Source organism: Deinococcus soli (ex Cha et al. 2016) (genome assembly GCF_001007995.1).
GTDB classification, from domain to species: Bacteria; Deinococcota; Deinococci; order Deinococcales; family Deinococcaceae; genus Deinococcus; species Deinococcus soli.
Map to the genome: position 1 here is coordinate 1,589,953 of NZ_CP011389.1, position 13,277 is coordinate 1,603,229.

The 13,277-nt window shown below is 68.3% G+C and carries 11 protein-coding genes and 1 tRNA gene; 11 read left to right on the forward strand and 1 reads right to left on the reverse strand.

Translation table 11 applies throughout. The annotated features are described in order from the left end of the window. The first annotated feature begins 43 nt into the window (after nt 1–43). The 6 genes from mqnE to SY84_RS07920 all read left to right on the forward strand — a co-directional run bounded on the left by mqnE (nt 44) and on the right by SY84_RS07920 (nt 5,440). Entirely contained in the window at nt 44–1,186 is a 1,143-nt protein-coding gene (gene mqnE / locus SY84_RS07895) for an aminofutalosine synthase MqnE (RefSeq protein WP_046843569.1), read from the forward strand. Between the two features lies 1 nt (nt 1,187). Further along, nucleotides 1,188–1,523: a nuclear transport factor 2 family protein gene (locus SY84_RS07900; protein ID WP_046843570.1), complete on the forward strand. Its 336-nt coding sequence runs from the start codon at nt 1,188–1,190 to the stop codon at nt 1,521–1,523. Further along, nucleotides 1,520–1,990 (forward strand): hypothetical protein, encoded by a 471-nt coding sequence (locus tag SY84_RS07905; RefSeq protein ID WP_046843571.1) that lies wholly within the window; start codon nt 1,520–1,522, stop codon nt 1,988–1,990. The genes SY84_RS07900 and SY84_RS07905 overlap by 4 nt, the downstream gene beginning before the upstream one ends. A gap of 3 nt (nt 1,991–1,993) precedes the next feature. Beyond that, on the forward strand, nt 1,994–2,857 hold the full coding sequence (locus SY84_RS07910; RefSeq protein ID WP_046843572.1) for a menaquinone biosynthetic enzyme MqnA/MqnD family protein: 864 nt from the start codon (nt 1,994–1,996) through the stop codon (nt 2,855–2,857). A 440-nt stretch (nt 2,858–3,297) separates the two neighbouring features. Continuing rightward, nucleotides 3,298–4,428 carry a PfkB family carbohydrate kinase gene (locus tag SY84_RS07915; RefSeq protein ID WP_046843573.1) on the forward strand — a complete coding sequence of 377 codons (1,131 nt, stop codon included), beginning with the start codon at nt 3,298–3,300 and terminating at the stop codon, nt 4,426–4,428. Nucleotides 4,429–4,501: 73 nt separating this feature from the next. Beyond that, nucleotides 4,502–5,440: a pseudouridine-5'-phosphate glycosidase gene (locus tag SY84_RS07920; protein ID WP_046843574.1), complete on the forward strand. Its 939-nt coding sequence runs from the start codon at nt 4,502–4,504 to the stop codon at nt 5,438–5,440. Nucleotides 5,441–5,512: 72 nt separating this feature from the next. On the opposite strand, the gene SY84_RS07925 is transcribed toward SY84_RS07920, so the two are convergent. Next, nucleotides 5,513–6,841 (reverse strand): dicarboxylate/amino acid:cation symporter, encoded by a 1,329-nt coding sequence (locus SY84_RS07925; RefSeq protein WP_046843575.1) that lies wholly within the window; start codon nt 6,839–6,841, stop codon nt 5,513–5,515. Between the two features lie 292 nt (nt 6,842–7,133). Here SY84_RS07925 and SY84_RS07930 point away from each other — a divergent pair, with 292 nt between their 5' ends. The 5 genes from SY84_RS07930 to SY84_RS07950 all read left to right on the forward strand — a co-directional run bounded on the left by SY84_RS07930 (nt 7,134) and on the right by SY84_RS07950 (nt 13,118). Further along, the gene (locus tag SY84_RS07930) at nt 7,134–8,753 is read left to right on the forward strand and encodes an ATP-binding protein (RefSeq protein ID WP_245621430.1); all 1,620 of its coding nucleotides are present in this window, start codon (nt 7,134–7,136) and stop codon (nt 8,751–8,753) included. 5 nt (nt 8,754–8,758) lie between these two features. After that, entirely contained in the window at nt 8,759–9,424 is a 666-nt protein-coding gene (locus SY84_RS07935) for a response regulator (protein WP_245621431.1), read from the forward strand. 97 nt (nt 9,425–9,521) lie between these two features. Further along, entirely contained in the window at nt 9,522–10,928 is a 1,407-nt protein-coding gene (lpdA, locus tag SY84_RS07940) for a dihydrolipoyl dehydrogenase (protein ID WP_046843577.1), read from the forward strand. 184 nt (nt 10,929–11,112) lie between these two features. Beyond that, a tRNA-Glu gene (locus SY84_RS07945) sits at nt 11,113–11,187 on the forward strand. A 272-nt stretch (nt 11,188–11,459) separates the two neighbouring features. Beyond that, a complete protein-coding gene (locus SY84_RS07950) occupies nt 11,460–13,118 on the forward strand; it encodes an AAA family ATPase (RefSeq protein WP_046845041.1) in 1,659 nt (552 codons plus the stop codon). The last annotated feature ends 159 nt before the right edge of the window (nt 13,119–13,277 follow it).

The window sequence follows — 13,277 nt, forward strand, 5'->3', positions numbered from 1 at the left end:
ATCGGGGACATTCCCGCGCCGGGGCCGGGCGTATCCTGCCCGTATGAACTGGCTCTCCGACCCGGCGCTCGCGCCCATCGCCCAGAAGGTCGAATCGGGGCAGCGCCTGAACTTCGAAGAAGGCATGCAGCTGTTCAGAACCCGGGACCTGAACACCCTGATGCGCCTCGCGAACCTCCGCAAGACGGCGCTGCATGGCGACAAGGTGTACTTCGTGCACTCCATGCGCCTGGAGTTCACGAACATCTGCTACGTGGGCTGCACGTTCTGCGCGTTCGCCGCGCACAAGAACGAGGCCCGCGCCTGGGACTACAGCCCCGAGGAGGTCGTGGCGCAGGTGGGCCGCCGTTACCTGCCCGGCATCACGGAGCTGCACATGAGCAGCGGACACCACCCGAACCACAAGTGGGACTACTACCCCGCCATGGTCCGTGCGCTGCGCGAAGCGTACCCGGACTTGCAGGTGAAGGCCTTCACCGCCGCCGAGATCGAGCACCTGAGCCGGATCAGCAAGAAGCCCACCCTGGACGTCCTGCGCGAACTCCAGGCAGCGGGCCTGAGCGCCATGCCGGGCGGCGGCGCCGAGATCTTCGCCGACCGCGTGCGCAAACAGGTCGCGAAGAACAAGGTCAAGGCCGAGAAGTGGCTGCAGATCCACAGCGAGGCGCACTCCCTGGGCATGCGCACGAACGCCACCATGCTGTACGGCCACATCGAGACGCTGGAAGAACGCCTGGATCACATGCACCGCCTGCGCGAATTGCAGGACGACTCCCTGGCCCGCTACGGCGGCGGATTCCACGCGTTCATCCCGCTGGCGTTCCAGCCACTGGGCAACACCCTGGCGCAGAACCTCGGGAAGACCGAGTACACCACCGGCCTGGACGACCTGCGCAACCTCGCCGTGGCGCGCATCTACCTGGATAACTTCCCGCACATCAAGGGTTACTGGGTGATGATCGGCTCCGAACTCACGCAGGTGAGCCTCGACTGGGGCGTATCGGACATCGACGGCACCATCCAGGAGGAACACATCGCGCACGCCGCCGGGGCGACCAGCCCCATGAAACTGAGCGAGCAGGGCATGATCAGCATGATCCAGCACGCCGGACGCCTCCCCGTGCTACGCGACGCGTACTACAACGAGCTGGAGACCTTCCCCGCGCAGCACGAGGCCGCCGACTGACATGCCGGACCTGGACGCCCTGCTGGCCCTGGACGACCGCTGGAATGCCGCGTACCACCACGGCGACCCGACCGCGCTGGAGGGCGTCCTGGCCGCCGACTGGCTGGGCTTCCTCCCGGACGGCAGGAGCATCAGCCGCGCCGACCTGATCACGCACTTCCCCGTAGACCCCGCCCCCACCCTGATGATCGAACGGCACGCCGCCCGCATCCACGGCGACACGGCCGTCACCCGCCTGACCCTCTACGAGGGCCCCAACCGCATCCAGTCCGTCCTGCGCGTCTACGCCCACGCAGACGGCCACTGGCAGGCGATCAGCGCACAGGTCGTGCCGTGAAGTACGGGCGGCGTGAATTGATCCAGTCGCATCTGGACGCCCGGCGATACATCAACGCCGCTGAGCCTCTGAGACTCGACGCCACGTCGTTCACGCGCGCCCTGCAACGGGCGTTCAGCGTCGACTTTAGGGAACTGTCAAATATTCCCCTCTCGTCGGACGCCTGGGCACCCGCCTACCTGTTTAATCTGACCAGGGAAGCCTTCCTCGCCCAAGACAGCGGTCTGCTCGAAAGTGGGCTGCTGGTCAAGAAGCTCGAAGGGCAGGGCCCGTCCGGCCACAGCCTGCTGGAATCCTTCGGAGAGCTGGGTCGAAAACGCGCAGCCGTGACAGCTCAGGCGCTCTCGCTCCTGCTGGACATCACGACGACCCTCTGGCCGGACAGTCCCACCCAGGTCACGTCCGACGATCTGCTTCGGTACGGGTTCGACGACCGGAATCGTCCCGACCCGATGGAGTACTGGTGATTCATGAGCTATAAGGCCGGTTGGATTCATTTCACGAATGTCGCGCCGATCCTCGATTCGCTGGTGCTGCCGCCGGGCGTGACGGCGATCACGGGCGTGCCGACGCAGATGAACGCGGCGCTGCTGTCGGGTCAGGTGGACATCGCGAACATCAGCGCGGTGGAGTTCATCCGGAACGCGGACGTGCTGGAGGCCCTGCCGGATTTCAGCGTGGCGGTGCTGGGGCCGGTGTACTCCGTGAACCTGTTCCACACGCGTCCGCTGGAGGACCTGCGGCGGGTGGCGCTGACGGCGCAGTCGGCGATGAGCGTGGCGCTGCTGGAGGTGCTGCTGCGGGAGCGTGGCCTGAACCCGACGCTGGAACGCGCGGAGGGCGAGGCGGAAACGCTGCTGGCGCAGGGCTTCGACGGGGTGCTGCGGATCGGGGACAGCGCGCTGCGCGAGTGGTACGGCGTGGTGGGGCCCCTGACGCCCGAGACGACCATGACCGGCCTCCCGCATGCGGCGCGGGGCATCACCGTGACGGACCTGGCGGAGGAGTGGTTCCGCCTGACCGGTCACCCGTTCACGTTCGCGGTGTGGGCGTACCGCAAGGACAATCCACCCCCACCCGAACTGGTGCAGGCCATGCGCGAGGCAAGACGCGACGGGATCGGGCACCTCGCTGCCGTCGCGGAGCGGCACGCGCGGAAACTGGGCCTGCCGGAACGCGTCGTGCAGCACTACCTGTGGAATTTCCGCTACCACCTCGAAGCGCCCGACCGCCTGGGCCTGCACGAGTTCGCCGCGAAAGCCGTGCCCGGTCACGCGCCCCTGACCTTCGGCCCCCGCCCCGGCGAGGAACGCACGCGGAGCGCAGCGGACTGAAGCGGAAGTGGGTTGGAGGAAGTGGGGAGTGGGTTGTGGGCTCTGGACTGTGAGGGACGGGCGCGGCCCGTTCACCCCTACCCGGCCTCCCCCCTCTGCTGCGCAGCTTTGCAAGGCAAGGGGGAGGAGCAAAAGCGAAGAGAGAAAAAGTCGATGAGCGGCGTGAAACGTTCCACCCGGCGCGTCACTGCTGACTGCCACGAGCCGTCGGACGCGCAGCGTCCGGGCCTTCCACCGAAGCGGAGGATGGCGTCGAGGCCGGATACGTCACCGCCCTACTCAAACCCGCCGCATCAGGAACAACTCTTGCCCAGTGCAACGCCGCTCCCCCTGCCCCTCTGCGGGAGGGGGCTGGGGGGTGGGGAGGCCCGCCGCAGGCGCCCATCGTCCAGACACCCAACTTGATTAACCGCAGAAAATACCTTTATTATAGAAAGCAGATGCCTCTGACCGACACCGAATCCGCCCTCCTCGCCCTGATCCGCGAGACGCCCCTGGCCACGCCGGAGGAACTGGCGCGCCGCCTGGGGTCCACGCGGGCGTCCGTGAACGTGCACGTGAGCAACCTGGTGCGTAAGGGCGCGCTGCTGGGCCGGGGTTATGTCCTGCCGGCGGAGTCCGGCCCGGGCCGCGTGGTGGTGGTGGGCGGCGCGAACGTGGACGTGAAGGCGCGCACCATCCAGACAGCCGTGCCCGGGACGAGTAATCCGGGTGTGACGGCGCAGGCGCCGGGGGGCGTGGCGCGGAATGTCGCGGAGAACCTGGCGCGGCTGGGCGTGCCCGCGTCGCTGGTGAGTGTGGTGGGCCGGGACGCGCTGGGGGACTGGCTCCTGCGCGAGACGGAGGCGGCGGGCGTGGATGTGCGGCCGGTGCTGCGCGCACCTGAGGTCTCGACGGGAACGTACACGGCGGTGCTGGACGCGAGTGGGGAGCTGCTGGTGGCGGTGGCGGCCATGGCGGCGGTGGAGGCCCTGACCCCGGCGGCGTTGCAGGAGCGGCGTGGGGTGCTGCGGGGTGCGGCGTGGGTGGTGGCGGACGGGAACCTGCCGGAGGCGTCGCTGGCGCATCTGCTGTCCCTGGCGGCCGAGGCGGGCGCGGCGGTGGTGTTCGAGCCGGTGAGCGTGCCGAAGGCGGCGCGACTGCGCTCGGCTCTGGCGGCGGGGCTGGTGCCGCAGGCGGTGACGCCGAACGTGCCGGAACTGGGCGCCCTGCTGGGCCGCGCGGTGCCGGACGAGCCGAGGGCGCTCCGGGCGGCGGCCGCCGAACTGCACGCGCAGGGGGTGCGGCTGGTGTGGGTGCGCCGGGGCGCGGCGGGCAGCCTGCTGTCCACGCCCGAGGAGGTCACCGAACTGGCCGCCCTGCCCGCCGAGGTGCGGGACGTGACCGGCGCGGGCGACGCGATGCTCGCGGCGTTCCTGGCGGCGCTGGCAGCGGGGCTGTCCCCGGCGGACGCGGCGCGCCGTGGGCACGCAGCGGCGGCGCTGACCGTGGAAAGCGACCACGCCGTCTCCCCCACCCTGACCCCGGCGGCCATACAGGCCCGCCTGGCGGGGGCCGCCACGACCGGCTAGCCGCCCCACCCCTGCAGCGTTTCACCCTCTCATTCCCCATCACTCCGGGCTGACTGCCCTTTCGAGGTTTCCCATGACTCACGACATCAACCCGACCGTTGCCGCCTACCTGGACATTCACCCCGAAGTCGCCGCCGCCCTGGCTGAGGGCCGCGCGGTGGTCGCGCTGGAGAGCACGATCATCAGCCACGGCATGCCGTTCCCGCAGAACGTGGAGATGGCGCGCGGCGTGGAGGACGTCGTGCGCGCGCACGGCGCGGTCCCCGCGACCATCGCGGTGCTGGGGGGCCGCCTGAAGGTGGGCCTCACGCCCGAGGAACTGCACCTCCTGGCGACCGACCCGGGCGTCGAGAAGATCAGCACCCGCGACCTGCCGGTAACGGTGGCGCTGGGCAGGCACGGCGCGACGACGGTGGCGAGCACCATGCGCGTGGCGGCGCTGGCGGGCATCCGCGTGTTCGCCACGGGCGGCACCGGCGGCGTGCACCGCGGCGCGGAGCGCAGCATGGACGTCAGCGCTGACCTGCTGGAGCTGGCACAGACGGACGTGTGCGTGGTCAGCGCAGGCGTGAAGAGCATCCTGGACATCGGCCTGACGCTGGAGGTCCTGGAGACGCACGGCATTCCGGCCCTGACGCTGGGCAGCGAGGAGTTCCCGGCGTTCTACTCCCGCCAGAGCGGCTTCAGGGCCCCCCTGACGGTCGCCACGCCCGAGGAAGCCGCGCGGGTCCTGAAGGCCAAGTGGGATCTGGGCGTGTCGGGCGGCGTGATGCTCGCCAACCCCATCCCCGAGAACGCCGAGATTCCCGCCGGGGAGATCACCCCGCAGATCGAGCAGGCGCTGCGCGACATGGACGCCCTGGGCCTGAAGGGCAAGGACACCACCCCGTACCTGCTGGGCCGCATGGTCGAGATCACTGGGGGCCGCAGCCTCGCCGCGAACATCGCCCTGGTGCGCCACAACGCCATGGTGGCCGCGCAGGTGGCCGTCGCGTACGCGCAGCTGGGCTGATAGTAAAAGGTTGATGGTTGATGGACGGGGACCTCCCCACTCCATCAACCATCAACTTTTTACTTTCAACCCTTACGCCGGTTGTGCGCTGCCCAGTTTGCGGCCTTCGCCATGCTCCTCGGCCTGCACGTCGGCGTTCACGGGCGGGAGCTGCTCGCCGTTGAGGACGCGGGTGAGGCGCTGCATATCGAGGGCGCGTTCGCTGCGGGCGACGACCAGGGTGGCGACGCCGTTGCCGATGATGTTGGTGATGGCGCGCCCTTCGCTCATGAAGCGGTCGATGCCGAGGATCAGGGCGAGGCCCGCGACCGGCACGCTGCCGAGTGCGGCGAGGGTCCCGGCGAGGACGACGAAGCCGCTGCCGGTGACGCCCGCCGCACCCTTGCTGGTCAGCAGGAGGATGCCCAGCAGGGCGACTTCCTGCGCGAAAGACAGGTTGGTGTTGGTGGCCTGGGCGATGAACACGGCGGCCATGGTCAGGTAGATGCTGGTGCCGTCGAGGTTGAACGAGTATCCGGTGGGGACGACGAGGCCGACGACGCTCTTGTTCGCGCCGGCGTGTTCGAGTTTGGCCATCAGGCGCGGCAGGGCGCTCTCGCTGGAACTGGTCCCCAGCACGAGCAGGAGTTCTTCCTTGATGTAGCGCAGGAATTTCAGGAGGCTGAATCCGGCCAGTCTGGCGATGACGTTCAGGATGACGAACACGAACAGCGCGCAGGTGACGTAGAAGGTGCCCATCAGGTACGCGAGCTGCTGGAGGCTGCCGACACCGTACTTGCCGATGGTGAAGGCCATCGCGCCGAACGCGCCGATCGGGGCGAGTTTCATGATGAAGCCCAGGATCTGGAACACCATGACGCTGACGGCGTCGATGCCCTTGAGGATGCGCTGGCCCAGGTCGCCCATGCGGATCAGGGCGAAGCCGCTGAGCAGCGCGATGAGCAGCACCTGCAGCAGGTCACCTTCGGTGAAGGCACTGACGAAGGTGGTGGGGATGACGTGCAGGATGAAATCCGCGACGGTCTGTTCCCCGGCGGCGTCGGTGTACTTGGTGATGGCGCTGGTGTCGAGGGTGGCAGGGTTGATGTTCATGCCGCGCCCGGGCCCGACGAGGTTCACGACGACCAGCCCGATCAGCAGGGCGGCGGTGGTGACGACCTCGAAGTACAGCAGGGCCTTGCCGCCCACCCGGCCGATCTTCTTGGTGTCACGCATGCTGGCGACGCCGCTGACGACCGTGCAGAAGATGATCGGGCCGATGACGACCTTGATCAGTTTGATGAAGCCGTCCCCGAGGGGTTTGAGGGCTTCCCCGACAGTGGGGAAGAAGTGGCCGACGAGCACGCCGATGACGATGGCGGTCAGCACCTGCACGTAGAGGCTGCGGAACAGTTTGGGCATGGGTGGGTCCTCCGGTGCGCCACAGGGGACGCGGGTGGGGGCGCGCGGGCCGGGGCGCGCCGTGAGGTGGGGGGTGGCCTGCGCGGATGCAGGTCGGGGCGGGAGTGTGGTGCCGCCCAGCATGCGCGTGCACGGAGATGCCTGTCCCCGACCAGGCGCGGCGGTCACCCGGGCCGCAGTGGCTGCGCGCCGTCCCAGTGAGCGCGGGGGGGCGTCGTGGCGGGCCGGGGATTCGTACACACGGTGAACACAAGGGCCGTGGGGGCGTGTGGCGGGCCTACACTGGGGGACCGTGGCGCTGCGCCTGCCCCTTCCGTCCCGCGTGCCGTCCCTGGCGCGCGAGGTAGCGCTGCCGCACACGCCGCGCCTGCTGCGGGTGGGTCCACGGCTGTTCCTGACGACGCTGGGCGCCTTTCTGGTGCTGGGCCTGCCGGTGGCGGGGCTGGTCAGTCAGGGCGTCTACGACGGCATTCACCGGTCGTTCGCGGAGCGGTCGCTGCGCGAGTCGCGGCTGGTGGCCGCCCTCCCGCCCGTGATGGCGGCCCTTTCCGGCAACGCGGCCGAGCGGGCGAACCTGAACGCCCTGATGAACCGCTACCGGGATCAGCTGGGCGCGGATTACGTGGTGGTCACCGACCGGGACGCGCGGCGCCTGACGCACCCGAACCCGGCGCAGGTGGGGCAGCGCATGCAGGGCGGGGACTTCACGGCGTTCCTGCGGGGCCGGAGCGTCACGGAGACGGTGCAGGGCACGCTGGGCCGCTCGGTGCGGTCGAAGGTGCCCATCGTGGACGGCGCCGGGCGGGTGCTGGGGCTGGCAAGCGTGGGCTTCCTGCTGCCCCGGCTGCGGGACGTGTTCCTGGACGTGCTGCGCGCGGGGCTGCCCTGGTACCTGTTGGCCCTGGCCCTGGCACTTGCCCTGGCGCTGGGCGTGGCGCGGCGGGTGAAGGCCGAGATGCTGGGCCTGGAACCCGAGCAGATCGCCGGGGGCCTGCGGCAGTACCGGGCGGTGCTGAACACCCTGGAGGAAGGGGTGCTGGTGGCCCGCGCGGGGCAGGTGTTCGTGATGAACCCCCAGGCGCGCGCGCTGCTGGGCACCCCGGACACCGCGCTGCCGCTGCCGTGGCCGCCGGGCCTCCCGCTGCCGGTGCCGGGGGCGGGGCCGGTCACGGCGGAGGTGGCGGGCCGCCCGGTGCTGCTGGCCGCGCAGGAGGCCGGGGAGGGCGCCGTGGTGGTCACGCTGCGGGACCTGGCGCGCGTGCGGGCCCTGGCGGACGAGCTGACCCAGTCGCAGCGTTACGCCGAGCTGTTGCGGGCGCAGACGCACGAGTTCACGAACCGCCTGCACACCCTGGCGGGCCTGCTGCACCTGGGCGAGACGCGCGAGGCCTTGGCCCTGATCCACGCGCAGTCGGCCCGGCACGAGGCGCATCTGCAGGCGGTGGGGGCGCTGCGGCACGTGCGGCTCTCGGCGCTGCTGCTGGGCAAGTTCGACCGCGCGGCGGAACGGGGTGTGCCCCTCACCCTCGATCCGCTGTCGGCCCTGCCGGGCACGCTGCCGCCCGGGGTGCTGGACCTGCTGGAACTCGCGGCGGGGAACCTGATCGAGAACGCCTTGGAGGCGGCGAGCGGCGCGCCGGACGCCGAGGTGCGCGTGCTGATCGCCACCGACCCGGAAGGCCTGATCCTGGAGGTGCGCGACACCGGGCCCGGCGTGTCCCCGGCGCTGGCGGACACCCTGACCGCGCGCGGCGTGAGCAGCAAGGGTACGGGGCGGGGCGTGGGACTGGCCCTGGTGTCAGACCGCGCGCAGGCGCTCGGCGCGACCCTCGCCCATGACCGCGTGAGTGCGGACGGGCGGGACTGGACACGCTTCACACTGGACGTGCCCCTCCCCGAGGCCAAAGAATGAGCGGCGTGCCCTCTCCCCTACCGCTGCGCGTGCTGATCGTCGAGGACGACCCGCAGATCGCGGCGCTGCACTGGCGGCTGCTGGAGCGCGCCGGGGGGTTCACCGTGCTGGGGCAGGCGGAGTCGCTGCGGGTGGCGCGGGCCATGCTGCGCACCCTGCACCCGGACCTGCTGCTGCTGGACGTGCACCTGCCTGACGGGCGCGGCCTGGACCTGCTGCGCGAGGCGCGCATGAGTGGCGCGCGGGTGGACGCGATCCTGGTCACGGCGGCCAGCGACGCGCCCAGCGTGCAGGACGCGCTGCTGCACGGCGCGGCGGATTACCTCGTGAAGCCCGTGACGCCAGGGCGCTTCACGCTGGCGCTGGACCGGGCCCGGGAACGCGCCGCGCTGTGGGTGCAGGGGGACGTGCGCCAGGGGCACCTGGACGCCCTGTTCGCCCCGCCTGCCGCCCCGGACGCCGCGGGGCTGGACGGCGAGACCTTACGACGCGTGCGCTCGGCTCTGCGCGACCTGGGCGAGGCGAGCGCCGCCGAGCTGGGCACCCGCGTGGGCCTCAGCCGCGTGACCGCGTGGCGGTACCTGGAGCACCTCGTCGAGACCGGCGAGGCCAGCGTGGGCACCGACGCCCGTACCGGGGGCCGCCCCGCCAAACGCTACCGCCGGGTGTAGCGGGGACCTGCGTGCATTGCGTGCCCGGCGCGGCTGTCCCTGACCGGGGAACGCGTCACGCTGGGCGTTTCAGGGCGGTGGTACGCTCAGAGACGCTATGGATTCTTACGACGTTCTGGTGATTGGTGGCGGCCCCGCGGGGTACGTGGCAGCGATTCGCGCGGCGCAGCTGGGCTTCAAGACGGCCTGCGTGGACGCCTTTGAACGCAACGGCAAGGGCTCCCTGGGCGGCACGTGCCTGAACGTGGGCTGCATTCCCAGCAAGGCGATGCTGGACAGCAGCGAGAAGTTCGAGATGCTCCAGCATGACTTCGCCGAACACGGCATCAACGTGCAGGGCGCGTCCGTGGACGTCGCGCAGATGCTCAAGCGCCAGGCGAGCGTGGTGGACAAGCTGACGGGCGGCGTGGCGTTCCTGTTCCGCAAGAACAAGATCACCAGCATTCACGGCCTGGGCCGCCTCGTGCGCCAGGACGGCGACGCCTGGATCGTGGACGCGGCCGGCACCGAGGTGAAGGCCAAGCACGTGATCGTCGCGACCGGCAGCAGCCCCCGCGCGCTCCCGCTGGCGCCCTTCGGCGGGCACGTCGTGGAGAACAGCGGCGCGCTGAGCTTCACCGAAGTGCCCGGCAAGCTCGGCGTGATCGGCGCGGGCGTGATCGGCCTGGAACTCGGCAGCGTGTGGCGCCGCCTGGGCGCGCAGGTGACGGTCCTGGAGGCCCTGCCGGGCTTCCTGATGGCCGCCGACGACGCGATTGCCAAGGAGGGCCTGAAGCTGTTCCAGAAGCAGGGCCTGGACTTCCATTTCGGCGTGAACATCAGCAAAGTCGAGCAGGACGAGACCGGCGTCAGTGTGACCTACACCGAGAAGGAGCAGGAGGTTACGGCCCGCTTCGACAAGCTGATCGTGTCCATCGGCCGCGTGCCCCACACCCAGGGCCTCGGGGCCGACGCTGTGGGCCTCGCGCTGGATGAGCGCGGCTTCGTGAAGGTGGACCACCACTACCGCACGAACCTCCCCGGCGTGTACGCCATCGGGGACGTGATCGGCGGTGCCATGCTGGCCCACAAGGCCGAGGAGGAGGGCGTGGCCCTCGCAGAGATGCTGGCCGGGCAGGCCGGGCACGTGAACTACGACGTGATCCCCTGGGTGATCTACACCAGCCCCGAGATCGCCTGGGCGGGCCTGACCGAGAAGCAGGCGAAAGAGAAGGGCCTGAGCATCAAGACCGGGCAGTTCCCGTTCAGCGCGAACGGCCGCGCCCTGGGCCACGGCGACACGCGCGGCTTCGTGAAGATCATCGCGGACGCACAGACCGACAAGCTGCTGGGCGTGCACATGATCGGCGGCGGCGTCAGCGAACTGATCGGCGAGGTCGTGGCGATCATGGAGTTCGGCGGCAGCAGCGAGGACCTCGCCCGCACCGTCCACGCCCACCCTACCCTCAGTGAAGTCGTCAAGGAGGCCGCCCTGGCCACCGATAAACGCGCGCTGCACATGTAAAAACCGCACTCCGGGCGGGGCGCGACCACAACGGTCCGCCCCGCCTCTCTCTGGCCATGCAGGGCACCTGCACACACCGCTTGACGAAATCACGCAAAGCCTGTATCTTTCTGTGCGTGCCGGAAACGGCGCCCCTTGAAAGGCAGGAAGCGAAGGCGCAAGCCGACGACAACTGAAGTGGTGTGGCCCCATCGTCTAACGGTTAGGACACTACCCTTTCAAGGTAGCGATACGGGTTCGAATCCCGTTGGGGTCACCACGCGAGAAACGCCTCTGCAAACGCAGAGGCGTTTCTCATTGCTGCCCGCCGCTGGGAATGATCGCCAGCCCACGGCCTCTGCGCTTCACCCACCGTCACTCCTGCGGACTGGACTCATGTGCATGGTCATCTCACCACCCCAGGCCACGGAGGTCCAGCACCCGCAGCTGACCTGTTCCGAACTCACCATAATCATGAATCATCTGACTGCACCACCAGGGAAAAGCAGCCCACTACCGCTCATCCACATCCCTTTATAGTGAACACACGTGATGCCTGATACCTACGACGAATCGCGCTACAGAGCGCCGCAGAAACGCGAACATCCCGAAGAGGATGAGATTGACTTGGGCGTGGTATGGCAGGGCGTCAAACGCCGACTCCCTGTCATCCTGCTGAGCAGCCTCGCACTCGGCACCGGAGCCTACCTGTGGTCGCGTTCACAGCCCAGCATCTATGAGGCGAGCGCCAGCGTGCTCTCCACCAATACCCAGACGCAGGAAACAGGCAACCTCCTGAATGGCCTGGGCCGCGCAGCCCCGCTGCCAGACGGCGTGATTGAGCAGGTCATGGTCAGCCCACTCGTGCTCGGAGAGGTCGTCAAACAGCTCCAGGCCTCAAGCGCCGTGCAGGAACCCGAACGTTCCCGCCTCGTGGCCGCCCTCCAGGAAGACCTGCGCCTGCAGAGCATGCGCGCCATCACGCTGGTCTCCAACGTGCAGGCCTACAGTGGTGGCAACGGCACCTATACCTTCAAGGCGCGTGCCCGTACGCCACAGGCAGCCCAGGTGCTGGCTGATCTCATCAGTCAGGCACTGCTCGACTGGGACAGAAGTCGAGCGCGCGAAGGACTCCGCCGGGCACAGGCCGGGTTCGAGGCTCAGCTGACCCAGGTCGAGCAGCAACTGCAAGGCTCCTCCGGGCAGGAGCGTCAGGTGCTGAGCAATCGGCAGGCCAGCATCCAGAGCAACCTCATCCAGATCAGTCTTCTTCAGGATTCCATTACCGGGGTCCTCAGTCCGCTCACGTCTGCCGTTCAACCAGGTGCACCCGTATCACCCAGGCCACTCAGAAACGCCCTGATCGCCATTGCCCTCGCGCTGCTGCTGGGCGTCCTGTACTCGGTGCTCCGGACCCTCCTGGACCGGACGGTCCGCTCAGAAGACGACGTTCTGAATCTTGGACTTCCGGTTCTGGCCTCTGTCCCCAGGATTCGCAAACGGGACGTCCTGCTGTCAGGTATCGTCCGTGCAGGCCGCAGCGCCGGCCTCTACGAATCCGTCGGCTTTCTCCGCGTCAACCTGCTGGGCACTGTCAGTCACATCAGGCATCCGGTCATCATGATCACCAGCACCGCCCCCGAAGAGGGAAAAAGCAGCCTCACGGCAACACTGGCCGATGGATTCGCCAGCAGTGACCAGCGCGTCCTGATCGTTGACCTTGACCTGCGCCGCGGCACGCAAGGAGAAGTCTGGAAGAAGTACGACCAGGCCACCAATTGGGTGCAGCTGGTCGGTGAAGGTGGTGGGCGCAATACCCAGGACGCCCTGATGGACCCGCAGAACGTGCAGGTTCTCCGTGCTGAGGACAATGTAGACGTGCTTCCAGCCGGCCCCGGTATCACGGGCTCACTGCAACTGCTGAACCGCGCGAACCTGAGTGCCGCCCTGACACTCTGGAAGGACCATTACGACGTGGTTCTGATCGATACAGCACCGCTGCTCGCGCTTGCAGACGGTCTTGTCATCGGCAAACACGTTGACGGCGTTGTCATGGTCGTCGAGGCGAACAAGACGCCACTACCAGCAGCAGCTGCCGCCATCAGCCGCGCCAGGCAGAATAATCTCAATATGCTGGGGGTCGTCATCAATAAAGTGGCGGCCAGCGAGCAGCGGTATAGTGGTTATTCATACAATCCGAGACAGGAATAATGTTTTGCTTATTCGAAATTATGCCTATGCACGCGACAATCTAAACCCGAAAGAGCTTTGCATAATTTACGCAGACCATAAGACCTCATTTCGCTTTTACGGTTATTAAATCTTATTTTGAGTTACGCAGTTGTTCATTTAATTATAGTAAATATCGTC